This is a genomic window from Candidatus Neoehrlichia procyonis str. RAC413, from assembly GCF_000964795.1.
In the GTDB taxonomy this organism is placed as follows: domain Bacteria; phylum Pseudomonadota; class Alphaproteobacteria; order Rickettsiales; family Anaplasmataceae; genus Neoehrlichia; species Neoehrlichia procyonis.
In genome coordinates this window covers 1,239,705-1,260,838 of sequence record NZ_LANX01000001.1, presented here as the reverse complement: position 1 = coordinate 1,260,838, position 21,134 = coordinate 1,239,705, and the positions used below count along the sequence as shown (strand labels likewise).

Below are 21,134 nucleotides of genomic sequence, written 5' to 3'. Positions count from 1 at the left end.
TAAAACTTTCTTTTTCTATTGTTAAAAAATTTAACATATGTTATTATTTAGTTAAAGTGTGTATATTTTAACCTTATGATAAAAAAGTTTAATCCCCTTGACAAAAAAGCATATAGTACCATACGCAATGTTATCAAACAAAAAATAAACCACGGCATTTTCATTAACACTTTTGAAAAAATATTTACAAATAAGCCAAAAGATAGTCATAGTATTGCTGTACTAATTACAGAAAAAGTATTAAATATTGCAATCAACGATACATATGGATACATACCTACTCAAAACTTTTTGAACGCATTAGAACATTTAGAAAGTGATTTCATTGCTCAACTTAGATCCGAAATGCAGCATGAGCTGGTTGAATTATTTTATGCGTTAGATCAATATGTTACATTACATCCATCCGAATTTAGATTAAATCAACTTAGCGAATATATGGACTTTGTTACAGAAAATGTACATCCTATGAATATTAATACATTAATTATATCTGCAAAAAAGTTATTAAAAAAAGATAATCTTTGTATATTAACAAAAAAATGGTTCTTAATGCGAGCATTAGCAACAGCTATTGTAAATTCCTATGACAACAATAATTACATTACCGAACAACAAAAGCTTTTTATTGAATTTAATGCATACAATAACTTAACAACTTATTTCCAGCAACGCGATAAAATTTTAGATGTACAGTTAAAAGCAAAAGAAGATTTTAAAGAAACACATCCCATAATAAATAAATTATTAGATGTAACTCAAAGCTTTTTTAATAAATTCCCATATATGCCACAAATGTACTCTATATGCATATTTACAATATTCACAATACGTGCTACTACTATAGCAAAATTTCAAGATTTTATCACAAGAAATAATAAAACAACCTGCTTTCTTCCAAACGCTAACTCTGAGTCTTATCAACGAAATGCATGTGAGAGTTTTGATTTTGATGAATACTTTCCAATGTACAGCGGCATAATTAATTCATCATCTGTTATTGTAACTACATCACTAGCAGTATTGTGTTTGTTTTTTAGTGTACCACAAATGTTGTTTGCTAAATCCTACTATAATTTTATAAAAGATAAAGTATCCAGAACAAGAACCAATGAGTCATCATACGATCCTCTTTTTATTACACTAATGCTAAGATGGGCTTCAAATGTTGTAATACAACTTGCTGCCTTAATACATAACAAATATTTTAATATGGTAGTGGTTTGGTATATAGTAAGAACTTTCGTACCATTAGGAATAATGGAAAATTCTCAAAAAACAAAAGAACTTTATGATACTCTACTTATAAGTAGCACAAAAACAAATAATCCACAATTTATTTTGCGTTGGAAATATGTAGTTCTATCATCTGCTGCTACGGTTATACTTGAATATACATCACAAGTTTGCAAATCTTTCGGGTATCAAGCAATATATTACATGATTGGAATGCCATTAAAATTTGCACGTGCACTTGCTATTGTAGTACCTTACTTAGTAAATAGACACTACAATAAGATTGAATACAACCCTTCAATGTCAAGGTATATGGCGCTAGACTTGATAAGAAGCCTATCTAGCCCTATAGTATTACCGTTGTTGGATAATATACAAACAACAAGGTATATCAGTTTAGTATCAGCATACGATATTCTATCTACAGTATATTCAGATACACAGTGTAGCATAATAATAAAAGAGGCACACAATAGTAAAGTTATAATGTATCATATAAAAAGCTTAACGACTAATAATACACCTATTTCTCCGAATACTCCTGCTCATGTACCTTCAGAGTTATTTTATATTAATCACCAACCATATAATTATCAAGAATTACCCCAAGATGAACACACAGTTGCTGATGAAAATACTAATAGTAATGCTCTTAACAGCAACAGAAAGCCCATTTATACAAAAATCTGTCATTTACGTCATCATGGATCCCCCCCCCCTCTATCTTCTTTTTTAGAAAACACACACATCATGCGTCCTGCATTAATGCATTATAACCCTGCAATAAATAATCGCTAAAACTCAATTATGTACTAAAGTTACAAATAATAAACTCATGCTAGTTCTTTAGTACAGGAAATTATATACACTCATTGTTTTACCTAAAATTATAAATTAGGAATAATATGTATAAAATTAAGAAATAGTTAATAATACTTACATTAAAACTTTTCCTATTACCAAAGTATGAGTTTTAACTGATACATGATACAAAATATTAAACTTAACTAAATTGTATGCAATTCATTGCATATCTTTACCACTATTTACTTATAGTAAAGTATATACTTTTAAAATAAAATAATACCACATTTCCTAAATAACTAAATTACATGTAAGTCTTAATTCTATGTAAAAAAAGACTTCTACAAATTCCAACTTCTTTTACTATTTTTATATTTTAAGCAGCATAACATGATTATTAACTGATAGCAACGTAGTTATTATAAGCATAGAACCAGTGCTCTCCTAAGAACACTACCTTACAGCCACCATACATATTTGGAAATACATAAAATTGCTAAAAATAATCAATAAATTAACCACCGTACAATGTATAATGAAACTCAAATAAATTACATTATATTGTGTTAACCCAATAAGCATAATCATAATATACTACATAATAACAAAAATCATATGTGCAGCAACTACGTTGTTACCAGTTAACAATCTTTCAAAAAGTAAATCAAATTACAAGAAAAATACCTATGTCCAGATTATTCATCAGTTGAAGTTACTATTGCACATGCATACTTTACGCTTTTATACTATAATCTAATATTTTGAATTCGCTTTTATATGTTATAAGTGATAGTCTTTATAAGAGAACTTTAAATATAAACAAGAATATTTATTCCATATGTCATACACTAACTTAAGAAAAGTTTAGCCTCTTTAGTCCATAAAGTACATAAGTTAAACAATCATATTCTTCTGCTACTCAATAATAACCAAAAACCATATTACATTAATATAATTGATAGGAAGAAGTATAATAATAAAGTATTATTAAAACATGCAAAATCAGAATTACGTTATTTATTAATTAAGGTATTACCTCTCACGTGCTGAAGATTATCTAAAGTAGAAATGTTAACATATGTATGATCTCTTCTTCTAATAATTCATAACTCTCATTAATTACGCAATTATCTCTATTAACACATTTTTCATATAATTTCAGACACGCACTCACAATAAACTTCAATAAATCCATACTATAAGATAATCTTAAATAGTCTCCTATTTTATCACAATCCTATGAGTTAATGTATAAGGCTTCCCAGTACTTGGATTTACTTCCCTATCAAATATCGCAACACCAACCAACAATACCCACTAATGAACACAATGCTATAACTCAACCAACAATTAAGCCCATAGGATTGGACCTAAAAAAGGACCACCTACCATAAATTATCTATAAACTTATTTATAATACTAAAATCAATACCATTTATCATATAAATAGATATAGTTGCAAATAACTCCCCTGCGATCACTGATTTCATAAAATTTTTACACACATTTATACATGCTTTCGTATGATCATTGTTAATTTATCAATATCTATCGGTACAACTTTTGAGATTTTTTTAACACACCATTATCTATATTATAAATTAAAATGCATATAGAATATTTTCTATAAAATTGTACTAGCAAGCATACACTATACTGCTTACCAAAAATTTTACAGTATAGCAAAAACCATCAACAAAACCAGTCAAATGGTTCTTAATACGAGCACTAGCACAGATATTACAAATTCTTAGGTATATACACATAACAGTATAAATATGCAACTTACTCACAAACTTTTCTATAAAAACAGAAATATTTAGTTATTACATTATAAAACAATTTTAATCCTTTTCATATTTATATAGAATGCATATATGAGGCTTAACCAACTTTTATCTATAAAACCAATAACAACTACCTTTAAGCTTTTTATTCTTTGAATTACTATCTAGCTACATTTCTTCTAAGCACAACAGTATATGGTTTATCAAATAATTCCAAGAACATAATATTCTTCACAACATTATTTAAGTTAAATTTAATATAAATCTTAAATAATGCCTTTGTCATATAAAATATTCCATCAATAAATAAGATATAAAAGCAATAATATCCCATCCGCATCTATTTCTTACAAAAAGTCAGAAACCCATAATAATACTATAATAATAATACTATAATAATTAACATTATTACAAATAAACAAATATTATACACTATGTATTTTTTATAAAATTTAGAAAAAAACTATTTATTGTATAATACAGCAGCAAATATTCTCTAATGATAGATATGCCCCAACATACTTAAATTTCTAAAGCATTAAATATTCTCTACACTCAACACACTTACAATAATACTGTATATTGGTACTAATAAAAAACTTAAATCATTTATGAAATACTTTTTAAGCCACATTTGCATGATGTAATGCATATAAATACACCGCTCTATTTTTTAATATCAATAAAAATATAGAAAAGAAATTATATTTCTAATTTACAAGCACAGTACTTATAGTATTATAAGCTATAAAGCTATACCATATTTCCTATAAAGAATATACAAAATTAGTTTTTAATATAAAATTGTAAATACATTTTTTTAAAGTATATGTTAACTTGGTTACTATAAAAGATAGTATCCCTACATTAAATTTATAACTATTATAAATAATTTGCCTAAATATAATTATTTTGTTAAACAATCCTACAAAAATGATAAAAAATCCAGGAAAGTGCATCTCTTATTCTTATTAGTGTGCACTCTTACATTTACAAGAAATGTTGTGCTTAATACATCAAATAAAGATTTTCTTCCATAAACACATAATAATTATGTTTAAGCTGCCCATATTCAAAACCATAATTTCATATAAGAAAATAACCCTTACTTCATTACAAATATCATTCAAATACAGATTAACTCCTAATCTAACAATGAAAATATAATACTATTACATAGTATTAAAATGATAACCTACTATTTCTTCAGTAATCAGTAAAATTATAATGGATCATAGATTATATTAATACATTATGTATTAAATAACACCCAATATAGATATAAAATAAATATTACTATTAAAGAAATTTATTTGTATTATAAAATAATAATGATAATAAGTTTTTTATCTTGCTTTATGTGGTATATTCATTTACTCTCTTAACAATATGTACAGCTTGCGGGAATAGCTCAGTGGTAGAGCGTGACCTTGCCAAGGTTAAGGCCGAGGGTTCAATCCCCTTTTCCCGCTCTTTAGCAAATTCAAGTAATCATAATATATTTCCAACTATTTATAAATTTGGCAAAAAACATATGCTAAAAAAAAAGTTGTAATAATAATTCAAAATATTACTTATACAAATAATATATGCAGAAACAAATTTTCCTACACTATTGCCTACTTTAGTTATAATATAATAAATACTTTTTAAGAACAAATACTATATAAGCCCTAAAAAAATAGGCATTCACATTATCAAAGTAAAATCCCCCTCTCAATAATAATCTTCTACTCAAATAATTAAATACTACTATAACATTAATTTCTTAATTTAAGAAAGTAAAAGCCTCACACAAAACTTAGTGCAATAATCTTCATATAAATATAGTATATTTTTACATAAGATATAAAAAATAACATTAATTAAATAATAAGCTATTAATAATAAATTAATCTACAAAATCAATCTTTTTGCAGTAGTAATTTTCATATTATCAGTTAACAATTTTCCATTCAGTACTCAATAAGGACTGTAGCTTCACATACCATCTATCAATATTATCTCATGCTTCTTTGAGTTCTTAACCTTTCAATCCTAACATTACATAACTATTGGCAGTACTATAATAAATCATTCACAACCTAAAAAATAATAAAAACACGTACCTATTATTATGATATACCTCGTTGCAAATTAACAAAAATACTATAAGTAACAATTAACAAACATAAAATAGTTAAATTTGCACCTTAACCTATACTTATAACTTTTTTACAACGAGCACTATAACCAATACAACCATTATAGCATAATTAATAATAAACCCGTTAACCTTATTAACATTATTTTTCATTATCACATATGATATAATGTACATATATATAATATTCCATTAATAATTATACATCACATCAATGTAACACACTACATTTTGCGCCTGTTATACAACAACATCATATAATGCCAACAATACATAAACAATTATGCACAATTTTCTTAGAAAATGCCATAAAGTATACTTAATTAAAAATGCTATTATTAATATTTTTATGTTAATTTACACTTTACAAGCTTCATGCTATAACTTTCTATTGCATACATGGTTGTCTTTTTACACGTTTAAAAACATTCTCAACATCATACGAAGAAATTTTATCACATAAACTTAATGCTTCTTGCTCTAATATTTGATTGTCATCATAATGCTGTGCAATTTCTAACGTATTTTTATCACACTTCCCTTTTTTATTTTGACGATTACCTTTATAATTAAAGCAACCCTTTACCGTACTTACCAAGGATTTGCTATTTACTTTCTGCAACCACAGATCTTGCAATTCTCTTAATTTGTCAACAGCATATTGAAATATTCCTTTATAAAAAATTAATGCTTCTTTTAGTTGATAGTACTCATTGTATGCTTCAACTGCCTGCTCACTTCTAACATTATTATCCACGTTAACAACTGTTTGTATATCTTGCTCTTGCTCATCTTTGCATTCAATTGCATTAGATTCATCTGCTACCTCATTTAATAATGAGGAACCAAATTTAACGTCTTTGCTTTCCATCTGCTGCTTTTGCAATTTCTTCTTGAAAATACTATAATAAGTTAACAAAAATAACATAAAACATATTATAAGACAGCTCAAAACAACAACTGACAACCTTACTACGTTAGCATCAATATTCATAATAAACCTCACACACACCCTTATATTATTAAGCAGCACATACCAATTGAAATGATCGCCTATTTAATATAAGTATTAATATTTCTTTTCATAATTATTTGGCTAGCTTGATTAGGTAGTAATAGCAGTTAATATAAAAACTTAAGTTTTGCACAATACTACCTTACCACAAACCTCTCAGTAGGACAAAACACCCACTATTGTAAACAATTATATACATAATTATATGATATTGCAAAATGCATCTACCACGTATTAACTTATATCATAAATATAATTCCGTGACTCAAAATTTCTTTTATTAGTATTATATTATTTATATATAAAAGCATAAACACCTCTATATGTTATAATAGTACTATTTTTCATTGAAAAAATCAATAAATTTCATTTTAACTACATCCTCCAAGTACAAGTCTATTTCGTCATAATATAAATATAGGCACTACCTACTACTTCTATCAATGCTGCCATCATTGATATTCATATACATACCTTAAATACATTAGATATAAAAACAATAAATCATAAAATAAAACTAGCTATTACAATTTTTATACTATCAATAAATATACATTAGAAAAAAAACATAAAGTTATCAGTAATTGAGTATAAAAAACTAATTATATAAATAATTCATAACCTAAAAAACAAATTATGGTTATCCATATTACAAAAATACACCACTTTTATACGTTACAACATATAATACTTAACGCTATTTATAGACTATAACAAGCTCTCATAATGCATATTTAATACCTATCTCAAATTCATAAAGCTTACTAATTAAACTCTAATAAATAGTAACCTCATAATCAGTAATCAACATTATAAATTTACATAAATAAATATACCACACTAATTTCAATAAATATAAATCCACTAAAGCAAAGATAAATTAATCATATAAAGTTAACTTAAAAAGCAAGCATTCCTTCTTTCAATGAACTACCAACTTTTATATAACATTTTTATTATACAAATAATAGTCTACTTTTTTTATGCCTAAACAAAAATACACTACAAATAATTATCTATTATGCTTTCACATAAATAAGATTACAATTCGTACTCATTAACATAAATACATAAAAAATTTTGCAAAAAACATAAATTTATCTCATGATGTTAACAAAAGTAATAAGCATGGTTAATTATTGTGATTGAACGTTACAGCCTACCTGAAATGTCCTCTATCTGGAATGAGCAAAACAAATACAGAATCTGGATGGATATAGAGCAATATGCATGCGAGGCACAAGCAAAACTTGGAGTAGTACCTCAATATATAGTTGACAATTTAAAAAACAAAATAAAATATTTTGACATAGAAAAAATTAATGCAATAGAATCTGCAGTAAAACATGATGTAATAGCGTTCCTAACATATATAGCAGAACATACAAATGTAGACATACGATATCTACATTATGGTATGACAAGTTCAGATGTAGTAGATACATGTTTAGCTGTACAATTGCATCAATCCTGTAATATACTGCTTAGTAACATACAAGACATATTATTTGAGCTTAAGCAAAAATCTGAAGACAACAAATATTTATTATGTATTGGACGTAGCCATGGAATTCATGCAGAACCTATAACATTTGGTTTAAAATTTGCAAGATTCTATGCAGAATTTAAGCGTAATTATAATCGCTTAAAAATTGCACAACAAGAAATATCAACATGTAAAATTTCTGGAGCAATGGGAAATTTTGCAAATATTAACCCATTTGTTGAAGAATACGTTGCATCTTCATTAGGATTAATACCAGAAACAATATCTTCTCAGGTAATACCTAGAGATCGACATGCAATGTTTTTCGCAACACTAGGAGTTATTGCTTCATCCATAGAAAATATTGTTACAGAAATTCGAAATTTACACAAAACTGAAATTTTAGAAATAGTAGAATATTTTTCACCTGGCCAAAAAGGTAGCTCAGCAATGCCTCATAAAAAAAATCCTATTCTCAGTGAAAATTTAACTGGTATTTCTAGAATAATACGTAGCTATGTAATTCCTGCTTTAGAAAACGTAACACTATGGCATGAAAGGGATATTTCTCATTCCTCTGTAGAACGTTGTATAGCACCAGATTCCTGCATCGCCTTAAATTTTGCCCTTGTACGGCTCAAGCATTTAATAGGCAACATGGTAATCAATAAGAATAGTATCAAAAATAATTTAAATATGTCAAATGGTCTAACACATTCTCAACGTGTACTTTTAACATTAGTAAATTGCGGGTTAAGCAGAGAAAAATCTTACAAAATTGTTCAAGATATTGCATTAAAAACACTAGAAAATAATAGCCATTTTCTTGATGAATTAAAGCAAGATTTAACTCTATCAAAATATATCAGTAGCAAGACTCTAGATTCTTTATTTAGCTATGACTACTATACCAAACATATAGATACTATATTCAATAAGGTATTTAGCACATAAATACTATACAGATTTATACTAGAATTTTAATAGGTACATACTTGTTGCTGATTTTTAAATCAGCTTTAAATGTTAAATACAAATTTTTAGTTTTTTTAATGAGCTGCAAATGTCAAATCTGACTTCTTATTCTAATGTACGAATATTCTACTATAACTTAAATTCATTATTTTTATACTCTATATATTACCATACTTACAGCACCATACCTAATAATACACAACACAAGGTAATACAAAGAAAAATTTCACAATTATATCGTCCACATAATAATCGCATTTGATAAATTATCAATAAATACATATTTTTAATACAACATTAACACTGTTAAAAATATATAAAAACTAAATGCATATTACTTTTTATTTGCAAAAAAAAATAGTAACCTTACTTAACACAACATAGTATATATAATAACAAACTTTCTCATACTATTGCCTACTTTAGTTATAGTATAATAAATACTTTTTAAAAATGAATACTATATAAGCCTAACAATAAATGGGCTTTCTCATTAATTATTAACTAAAAAGTAAATATCTCTATTGACTCAGCAAAAGACTTAAGTTACAATCCTATTTGTACTACAATTAATAAATTAATTATGGCCTTGCTCTACTATCAATGCATAACCATTAGGTAACACACACACTTTATCTTAACATGTAGAGCAAGGCCGCCATCACTCTATTAGTGTATACTTTTATTGAATACACTGCAATATATTTTCACAATAAATGTTTAAAATGTGACATTAATATCAAAGACATGTAGTAAAAATGTCATACCCTTAATAATTACTAACAAAAACAATACAGATGTTCATAATTGTATAATTTTACAAATTAGTTTACGAAATACAGTTAATATTACGATTAATAATTATTATACTAACAATATATAAAAATATTATTTTAATTATATGTAATTTATGGTGTGATGTTTATGAAAAAATCTCATTAAAAATATGGTTTACTTGCTATTTCTGCATTATATTAACTAGTGCCATAATCATTTTTACCTTAGTTTATATAAGTGCAATGTTCTTTTAATTTGATAATAAACAAGGATATAATTAACCACTTATACTTATTTTAATACAGTTATAGACAACCATAGTAAAACATTAATACGTCATCAATGTACTAAAAAACTGAAATTTTTTTTAGTATTAAAACAAGTGACATATTGCGTATGATTATATTATACCAAATTTTACAGAAGTTATAGTTACCAGTCCTACTACCTCCTACAAAAATAACTTTACTTTAAAAAAACTCACTCGTTACCTTACTGTTTGTATTTCTAGCATTCTGTTAATGCTTCAAATTTACATTGAACAATATGCTCTTTAATTTCTAAAATATAAAATAATTTGTACTTCGATCGCTATTGTCAGCCGCATAGCGATATTTTCTGCTTTTGTAATAGCAGGTATTCACTTTACAAAATACATTCAAATTATGATAAAATGTCTTGTACATCAGCATCATAACCTATGATTTAATACTTGAAAATTATTTAGGAATCTATTAATCTAACAACTCAGAGCCAACTTGTAATAAAAACGTGCATTAGCATATAACTCAGTTCAACACCTGATTTGTTGAAAACCTAATAATAACCCATACAAAACATAAGAACTTTAAACCCATAGTATAAATCAGCAGCAAGAGGAAATAGCTTGTGCTTTTCATTGCTTTAAAGGAGAATTATCGTTAAAGCAATAGAATATAATAAAAATATCACAAAAAAAAGTAACTCCTTATCTAAGTGAAAGGCCTATACCACTCAGCTACTATTTTTCCAGACTACAATAAAACCTTACTCAAAATAATATTCATTCTATTTGCAAAATTAGCAGCATTATCTATTTCTTCACCCTCAATAATACATGCCTGATCAAACAATACATGTATCATATCTTCTAGCAATACGCTCTCCCCATTTGTACTATATTTTTCAATCAAATTACTAATAACAGTATGCTTAGGGTTTAATTCAAGAATTTTTGTACTCTTATGGCTTAATTGCTTCTGTTCTCTCAAAAAGCGCTCCATTCTAATATCCATTGAACTATCAGAAACTGCAAGACATACTGGACTACTGGTAAGCTTTTTTGAGACTCTAACTCCACTAACTAATTTACCTAATACTTTAGTAGCATATTCAATAAATTTACCTGTCTTTTCTACTGCTAAATCTTCCTCTTTTTCATCATTATCACTTTTTGACTTAACAAAACCTTCTAACTCTTCACTAGCACGAGTCACAGATTTTAAAGGAGTTTTTTGGTATTCCGTAACAACGCTAGTCCAAAAATCATCCACTGGATCTGTTAACAAAATAACCTCTATTTCCCTACTAATAAACCCTTCCAATTGAGGACTTTTCTTAACTGATTCAAGATCATTACCTGAAAGATAAAAAATACTTTTTTGTTCAGATTTCATTCTTCCAATATAATCTTCAAGACTAGTTAATTGGTCACTATAAGTACTATAAAATCTACACACTGATAGTAAATTTTCTCGTGCTTCAGTATTCATATTCTCACATAACCCTTCCTTAAGCACTGAACCAAAATTATTCCAAAACTTCGCATAATCATCTAAATCGCTCTCAGCTTTTTTTTGTAATTCTGAAAGCACCCTTTTTATAATTGAATGTTTAATTTTCTCAATAACTTTATTATTTTGTAAAGTTTCACGACTAATATTCAACGGCAGATCTGAAGAATCTATAATACCCTTTAGAAATCTTAAATACTGTGGAACAACTTGTACATTATCCTCAGTAATAAATACCTTATTAACATACAACTTAACAGAACACCTTCTATCTGGATGAAATAAATCAAAAGGCTTGATAGAAGGTATATACAGTAAATTAGTATATTCAACAGCTCCTTCATTCTTATTATGCAATATCATCCATGGATCACCACCTACATGTGCAACTGATCTAAAGAAATTTAGATGTTCATCTTGTGATATATCATTTTTTTGCCTAGTCCAAATAGCAGACTTACTGTTTAATCTTTCTTCTTCACCTTTATCATTAATAAAATAAACTGGGTAACTAATATGATCAGAATATGTTGTAACAATATGCTCTATACGGAATTTATCCAAAAACTCAATTTCTTCCGGCTTAAGATTTAAAGTAATTTTAGTACCTCTAATAGCACTTTTTTCTAATTGTGCAATGGAGAATTCTCCATCACCATTAGATTGCCATTGATAACATAAATCTTCTCCAGCTTTACAAGACTCAACAACAACTTCATTAGCAACCATAAATGCCGAATAAAAACCTACTCCAAATTTTCCTATTAATTCTATCCCGTCTTTACTTTTATTATTCTCTAAAGATTCAATGAACCTTTGAGTACCTGAATGAGCAACAGTACCTAAATTTTCTATCAAATCTTTTTTATTCATACCAATCCCATTATCAGTAATAGTCAATTTATGATTTTCTTTATCCACACTGATAATAATTTTTAATTCAGCATCATTGCCCATTAAATCTTGATCTGACAAAGATTCATATCGTAACTTATCACAAGCATCAGAAGCATTTGAAATTAGCTCCCTTAAAAAAATATCTTTATTGGTATAAAGAGAATGTATAACAAGATTTAGAACTTTACCAACTTCGGCATTAAATTTTAATTTCTCAACATTCGTAACATCTTGCATTGAACAACCCCTTTTTAACCTGCTTACAGTATTAACCTAATAACTCAGCAATAATTTTTCAAGCCTTATAAAATTATTTTTTGCTATATATTCTCATTAAATCTTTTGCATTCTTACTAATCATTGAGTCAGAATTAACATCACTTACAATTTCTTGCATTATTTCCATAGCACCTTTAATATCATCATCCTTAATTCTTGTAATTGCAGCCACCTCTTTTACCGAAGATTGATAAACTTTACGATTTTGTACAATAAGTTTTCCAACTTTCTCCTTAAGTAAATCAACATTACTACCTTTCAATAACGAAATAACTTCTAAATATCCTGCCAATTCCTTCAATTCAGGAACCACTTTTTCGTCATTCACCAAACTTGCATATATTTCCTGCGCTTTCTCTATATCTTGTATGCCATAAGTACTAGCCAATCTTAGCTTAGCTAAATATTTGTAATTACCAAAGTCACCATCTATTACACTTTGTAACATGCTTATCATTTTAGCTTGATCGACATTACTCATCAATGCTTTATACATAATATTACCAGCCTCTATAGACCTCTTATCCTTTACATTACTCCACCATGATAAAGCACCTGCACCTGTCAATAATAGAACCACCGACCCTAATATTAGCCATTTAACCTTTATTATAGCATCAACTATATTCACTCTCTCCCTCACAAAAACTATTAAGTAATCATACTGTAAGAAAATAGACCCATATAGTCAACATTTAGTTATATGTTACACAACGTATATTATCAGGACTTTTTAGTTATTTTATTACCAAAACTCAATAATATACAATCAAGTAATACAATTATATTAGCTACTAACCATCTTATAAATAACAATTAAAAAAACTGCTTTGTTACTTATTAACAAAACTCAATAATACATAATCCCAATAATATAATTACATTTACTACTAATCACTTCCAAAGCACAATATTATATATCAAAATCTTTCATTACTATTCGTCAATACAATTACAACTTAGTAAATAACCAGCAGCTAAAAAAACCTATATCTCGACTCAATCAATATATAACTAGAACATTAAATGCTAATAAAAATATAACATAATACAATAAATATTTTATTACTTATCACTATTTACATAAACACCAGTATATCAAAAATTGTAATTACATGTTCCCATAATAGATTTAATAATAAAAGTTATATTCAAACATATCTTCCACTTATTATATTAATAAATATATAACTATAACCCTCTTTATACAGCTATAGTATAGCCCCTTTATAATTAAACGCATTACTACTTATGCTTAACTAACCATAATCACAATACAATTTTACAACTAATTACTTATATATTTTTATAACACAAGTCTTCTATAATACATTTATGGCATAAAGGATATCTTGCCTTACAAATATATCTTCCATGTAATACTAACCAATGATGAGCATACAATAACCATTTTTTTGGAATAATACACATTAAATGTTTTTCTACATCAAGCACATTGTTAGCCTTTACCAATCCAATTCTATTACTCACCCTAAAAACATGTGTATCTACTGCAATTGTTGCAACTCCCAGCATAGAATTTAAAAAAACATTTGCGCTTTTTCTTCCAACACCGGGCAAAGAAGTTAAAATATCAAAATCATGAGGTACTTGTGCATCATATTTTTGCATAATAACCTCACTCATCTTAATAATGTTCTTAGACTTAGTGTTATATAATCCTATTGTATTTATATACGCCTTTAATCCATCTTCACCTAAAGATAAGATTTGTTCTGGCGTATCCGCTACCTTAAAAAGCCTTTCCGTAACTTTATTTACACTTACATCAGTAGTACGAGCAGATAACACAATAGCAACAAGTAAAGTAAATTCACTATAATATTTTAACTCTATTTTAGGTGCTGGATTATTATGCTGAAATCTTTTAAAAATTAAATTTATCTTTTGCTTGTTCATTTACATTTAATACCATATCGTACTAAACATACACATTTATTATTGATAAGAACATAAATTTATAATATGCTAATAATAAAATTTATATGCTATAAAAATTTTGCTTTCTACCATACTTCTACTTAAGCTTCATCTATATTTGTACCATCTTCCTTATTATCAATAATCTTTGCAACCGATACAACCTTTTCACCTTTTTCTGTTTTAAACAAAGTTACACCCTGCGTACTTCGCCCAATAATTCTAATATCGCTAACAGCAATACGTATCAGCTTTCCCTTGTCGGTAATAAGCATTACTTGATCTTTTGAATCTACAGGAAAACTAGCAACTACATTACCATTTCTTGTAGTAGTTAGAATATTTGCAACACCAGCCCCACCTCTTAATGCCATACGATATTCATATGCTGACGTTCTTTTACCGAAACCGTTTTCTGTAACTGTTAATACAAACTGCTCATTATGTACCATCATTTCAAAAGCTTCTTTACTTATTTTTAACTCATCAATCATCGAAATAATATCTTGTGTAATCAAATTCTTAGCATCACAGCGTTTTTCTAGAGGAATTCTTAAATATAAATCTTTAATTTCAGAGCTTATACCCATACCTATCAATATAGACATTGAAATAACCTGATCCTTATCTGCAAGACGAATTGCTCTTACACCATCAGACATCCTACCTTTAAATTGACGTATATTATTAACGGCAAATCTTATACTCTTACCAAATTTACTTGACAATAAAATGTGATCTTGCTCCTTACATACTTTCACAGAAATTAATTTATCATCTTTGTTGAGCACCATAGCTATTTTTCCATTAGAAGGCACATACTGAAAATCAGACAATGCATTACGCCTTACATTCCCAGATGAAGTAGCAAAAACTATATTAAGCATATTATCATTTTGACCATTATCAGGTAAAGGCATAACACTAGTTATGATCTCATTTTCATTAAGAGGAAAAATATTTACCAATGATCTTCCACGGGAAGTTGGCTCCCCTAATGGTAACTTATAGACTTTTAACTTATATACTCTACCAATATTAGAAAAAAATAATACACTAGTATGAGTATCTACAATAAATAAGTTAGCAGTTATATCTTCTTCTTTAATAGCCTGACCTAGTCTTCCTTTTCCACCACGTTTTTGCGCACGATAGTGAGATAGCTTTACACGTTTGATATACCCATTCATCGTTACAGTAACAACCATGTCCTCTTTGGGAATAAGATCTTCAGAATCAGTTTCTGAATAAGATAATTCTATAGCCGTCTTTCTAGGAACAGCTAATTTTGATTTAATTTCTAGTAAACCATCCTTCACTAAATTTAAAAGCAATTCTTCAGATCCCAAAAGCTCCGTATAACTTTTTATAATAGTTACCATTGACTGCAATTCAACTTCTAATTTGTCTTTTTCTAACCCCGTAAGACGTTGCAGCTTCATATCTAAAATTGCTTTGACTTGTACATTAGTTAATTGATACATACCATTTTTTACAATGCTCTTGCTATCAGATACAAGCTCTATCATATCACAAACACTAACAGATGCAGACCATGTACATTCTAATAGTTTCTTAGCCGCTTCCATTGCATCAGCTGATGACCTAATAATAGAAATAATTTGATCAATATTTAGCACAGCAATATACATACCTATATATAAGTGTGCTTTGTCTCTTACTTTTTTTAACCTAAATTTTGTCCTACGTATAATAACTTCTTTTCTAAAAGAGATAAACGTTGATATTATCTCTACTAAAGACATTACTTTTGGCCTATTATTATCTAGCACCAAAGTATTAATACTAAAGCTAGTTTTTAGCGGTGTTAACCCAAAGATTTGATTCAAAACAAATTGATAATTAACCTGCTTCTTCAATTCTATAGCAACTCTTATACCCATTTTATTTGATTCATCACGTAAATCAAACACACCTTCTATTTTCTTTTCCTTGACTAACTCGTGTATGCGCTCAATAAGTTTTGCTTTATTTACTTGATAAGGAATTTCATCAATAATAATTGCCTGTCTTCCAGATGGTAAGTCTTCAACATGAGTTTTACCCTGTATAATAATTGTACCTTTACCGGTCGCAAAGGCAGATCTAATACCCGCATTACCTAATATTACCCCACCTGTAGGAAAATCAGGCCCAGGTATAACAGTCAACAACTCATCAAGCGTAACATCTGGATTCTCTATGTACATAATACAAGCACTTATAACCTCTCCTAAGTTATGAGAAGGTATGTTAGTAGACATACCAACTGCCACCCCTCCTGCACCATTAACAAGTACATTTGGAAATTCTGCTGGCAAAACCACTGGTTCTTCTTCATTTTCATCATAATTAGGACGAAAATCTACAGTATCTTCGTCAATATCATTTAACAAAAAATGTGCAGATTTTGCTAATCTCGCCTCTGTATAACGCATAGAAGCTGGAGGATCACCATCAATTGACCCAAAGTTACCTTGGCTATCAATCAATGGAAGCAAAAGTGAAAATTCCTGTGCCATTCTCACCAACGCATCATAGATCGCTGCATCTGCATGAGGATGGTATTTACCCATAACATCACCAACAACACGTGCTGCTTTTTTATAAGGTTTACTATAATCATATCCGGATTTATACATAGAATATAAAATTCTTCTATGCACCGGCTTTAATCCATCTCGAATATCAGGGATTGCCCTACTAACTATTACACTCATAGCGTAAGACAAATAAGAATCTTCTAGCTCTTTTTCTATTGCAACTGGTAAAATGACACTACTCATGCAATCTAAATTACGATATAAACTTTTATCATATTAAATCTCCACAATACCAAGGTCAAGGTAATTGTTTGATAAGATCTTTATAGCTTTATAAATCAAACACATACACCCTCTATAAAATTAATTCAGGTATTTTAGATAAAATAAAAATATAGATAAGCTTTATTATATAAACAATTACTAATAATAAAAATTACTATCATACTAAAATTACGATAAACAAATTTAAAGTGATCCTATATAATCTCCTAATATTGAGACAAATTGTCTTCTGTTATAAACAACATAGTTCTATTAATACTATTTCCTATAGTAGTAAGTATTAAATATTATTAGTATATGTTTATTGTGTTTTTAACCAATTTTTATAATCAATAATATTTTTATTTTTTCCAAACTAAAACACTGGTAATAGTATTTTATAATTCTAATTGGCACAAGACCCTATAAGTCTTACAATTCCTACTGTAAGTGTACTCAGTACCTATATAGTTATAAATATTATGCAATTATTAAATGCTATTCCAAAACTTACTTACAACTTCAATAGTCAATTTTTCTTAAAATTCATATTTGCTGTTAATGTTATTATTATAATTAATCTAATGTTTCATCTATAAAAAATTATCAGCACCTAAACATACACATATTCATAATAAACTCTGTTTCCTAACTCTTAATATTTCTTTAAAGCATTAAATATTTCCTACACTTAATACACAATAACAAATATATAATAATACTGATAAACTGGTTAAAAAATTGATAGAATTATCACACTGTCTAAAATTAAAAAGCATGTAATAATCTTATCAACAAATACATATTCCTCCCCCTATATTTAAATAATGCTTATATAATAAATATCTACTTTGACTGCTATAGTAAAAAAATATAATATCTCACTATTGATCGCAAGTTAGTTTTAATATGGAAGATTATCTTTCTTTGCTAAATGAAGGACAAAAGCAGGCTGTTATTAACATCAACGGACCAACTCTAATATTAGCCGGAGCAGGAACAGGTAAAACACGAACTATAACTTCAAGAATGGCATATATCATTAAAAATGATTTTGCTTTACCAAATCAAATTCTTGCTGTTACATTTACTAACAAAGCTGCAAATGAAATGCTATTAAGAGTTAATGAATTGACTCATACACATGGAATCTGGCTAGGTACCTTCCACTCAGTAGCAGCAAAAATTTTACGTCAAAATGCAGAAATAGTACACCTTAAAAACGACTTTACAATTATTAACTCCGATGACCAAGCACAAATTATCAAATCCATTGTTAATGATATATATCCTCAATATTCCTCAGATGGATATAAAATAATTTTAAACATAATACAAAGATGGAAAGATAAAGGACTAACTCCACATAATGTAACAAATACAGAATTACTCAAACCCATACATAATGCTGCACTTAATGTATACAATGCATACCAAGAGCGTCTTAAATGTCTTAATTGTACTGACTTTGGAGATCTTTTATTACATAACATACATATATTAAATACCCAGCATCAAATTCTCACACATTATCAAGAACAATTTAAATATATCATGGTTGATGAATATCAAGACATCAATACTGTACAGTACTTATGGTTAAGGTTATTAGCACAAAAACACAAAAATCTTTGCTGCGTTGGAGATGATGACCAATCAATATATAGTTGGCGTGGTGCGGAAGTAGGCAACATATTAAGATTTTCAGATGATTTTCCACAAGCAACAGTCATTAGATTAGAGTGTAACTACCGCTCAACATCTAACATATTAGCAGCAGCAGCAGCAATAATAACTCATAATAAGTCAAGATTAGGAAAAAAACTATGGACTCTTAATCAAGCTGGCCATAAAGTAAATTTAATGAAATTTTGGGATAGCAAAGCTGAAGCAAAATATATAAGTGAGTATATAAAAAATTCTTATGATTATCAATTTAACGAAATAGCAATACTAGTAAGAGCTGGATTCCAAACAAGAACATTTGAGGAATTTTTCATAAAATATAGCATTCCTTATAAAATAATTGGCAGCACAAAATTTTATGATCGTCAAGAAATTCGTGATATTCTTGCTTACTTAAAAATAACAGTTAACCCTAATAATGATATCGCTCTTGAAAGAATTATCAATAAACCAAAAAGACATATAGGATCTGCTACGCTCAGCAAAATATATCTTTATGCAAAACAATATAATATATCCTTTATACAATCAATACAAGCCCTCACCGATAATAACCAATTACCAGAAAAATCCACTAACTCTTTAAAAGATTTACTAAGCAAAGTTGAAAAGTGGAAAAAAATGCTTGATTCAGAATCTGTATCCAATGTTGTAAAAACTATTTCATATGACTCCGGATATATTGAAATGTTAGAAAATGAAGGTGAATCAGGACTTATAAGAATTGACAATATTAAAGAACTATTTTCCGCATTACTAAATTTTGATGATGTAACAGAATTTTTAGAACATATCAGCCTTGCAACAGACTTAGACAATTTTAACCATTATGATAATCATGTATACATTATGACATTACATGCTGCCAAAGGACTAGAATTTCCCATAGTTTTTCTTCCAGGATGGGAAGAAGGTACTTTTCCACATGAAAAATCTTTACATGACCTTACAGGACAATCTTTGGAAGAAGAAAGGCGCTTAGCTTACGTAGGTATTACAAGAGCAAAAGAACAATTATTTATTTCATGCGTTGCAGTACGAGAAATTAATAACTGGCGTCAACCCATGAAAATATCTCGATTTATTAAAGAACTTCCAACAGAATACGTACAAGTAGTAAAAAATATTTCTTATCATTGTTAACTCTTGTGTTATATATTAGCTACTGAAAAAGCAAACTTAGCCTCTAAATTACAAGTTATTCATAAATGCTTTATCACAAACAATTGCTTGTATATTCTGACAATTACAAATTAAAAAACAACAAAATCATATATTAAAATATTTTATATAGCATTTAACACTTATTTCTTCTTATATGGTATTTTTTATGTGAAATGTTGTTAATTGTTAGTTAATAATTTTTTATATACTAGTACATGTAACTAAAAGTTGAGAAACTTATTAGTGATAAGGTTAGCAAGAAATTTATGTCATTTTCAAGCAATAAATTCAAATAAGTTCTTATTAAGATATTAAAATAACTATACATTCATACTTATGTAAAACAGCAATAATAATATAATATT

At 27.8% G+C, this 21,134-nt stretch carries 8 protein-coding genes and 1 tRNA gene; 4 read left to right on the top strand and 5 right to left on the bottom strand.

Going from position 1 to position 21,134, the window contains the following annotated elements; all coding sequences use genetic code 11:
• The first annotated feature begins 75 nt into the window (after positions 1-75).
• Together cpg1 and NLO413_RS04705 are read left to right on the top strand one after the other, a co-directional pair.
• Positions 76-2,034 carry a Cpg1 family polymorphic protein gene (cpg1, locus tag NLO413_RS04715; RefSeq protein WP_045809316.1) on the top strand — a complete coding sequence of 653 codons (1,959 nt, stop codon included), beginning with the start codon at positions 76-78 and terminating at the stop codon, positions 2,032-2,034.
• Between the two features lie 3,193 nt (positions 2,035-5,227).
• A tRNA-Gly gene (locus tag NLO413_RS04705) sits at positions 5,228-5,299 on the top strand.
• A gap of 1,059 nt (positions 5,300-6,358) precedes the next feature.
• Here NLO413_RS04705 and NLO413_RS04700 read toward each other — a convergent pair.
• A complete protein-coding gene (locus NLO413_RS04700) occupies positions 6,359-6,964 on the bottom strand; it encodes a hypothetical protein (RefSeq protein ID WP_045809314.1) in 606 nt (201 codons plus the stop codon).
• A 1,162-nt stretch (positions 6,965-8,126) separates the two neighbouring features.
• Between NLO413_RS04700 and purB the strand changes: the two genes are divergently transcribed.
• Positions 8,127-9,425 (top strand): adenylosuccinate lyase, encoded by a 1,299-nt coding sequence (purB, locus tag NLO413_RS04695; protein ID WP_045809313.1) that lies wholly within the window; start codon positions 8,127-8,129, stop codon positions 9,423-9,425.
• A gap of 1,811 nt (positions 9,426-11,236) precedes the next feature.
• On the opposite strand, the gene htpG is transcribed toward purB, so the two are convergent.
• The 4 genes from htpG to gyrA all read right to left on the bottom strand — a co-directional run bounded on the left by htpG (position 11,237) and on the right by gyrA (position 17,898).
• Entirely contained in the window at positions 11,237-13,129 is a 1,893-nt protein-coding gene (gene htpG, locus NLO413_RS04690; protein WP_045809312.1) for a molecular chaperone HtpG, read from the bottom strand.
• Between the two features lie 73 nt (positions 13,130-13,202).
• Positions 13,203-13,802: a hypothetical protein gene (locus tag NLO413_RS04685; protein ID WP_052690404.1), complete on the bottom strand. Its 600-nt coding sequence runs from the start codon at positions 13,800-13,802 to the stop codon at positions 13,203-13,205.
• Between the two features lie 665 nt (positions 13,803-14,467).
• A complete protein-coding gene (gene nth, locus NLO413_RS04680; protein WP_045809310.1) occupies positions 14,468-15,091 on the bottom strand; it encodes an endonuclease III in 624 nt (207 codons plus the stop codon).
• A 122-nt stretch (positions 15,092-15,213) separates the two neighbouring features.
• Positions 15,214-17,898: a DNA topoisomerase (ATP-hydrolyzing) subunit A gene (gene gyrA, locus NLO413_RS04675; protein WP_045809309.1), complete on the bottom strand. Its 2,685-nt coding sequence runs from the start codon at positions 17,896-17,898 to the stop codon at positions 15,214-15,216.
• 930 nt (positions 17,899-18,828) lie between these two features.
• Between gyrA and NLO413_RS04670 the strand changes: the two genes are divergently transcribed.
• Positions 18,829-20,748, top strand: coding sequence for an ATP-dependent helicase (locus NLO413_RS04670; RefSeq protein ID WP_045809308.1), 1,920 nt, complete (start codon positions 18,829-18,831; stop codon positions 20,746-20,748).
• Positions 20,749-21,134: the final 386 nt, after the last annotated feature.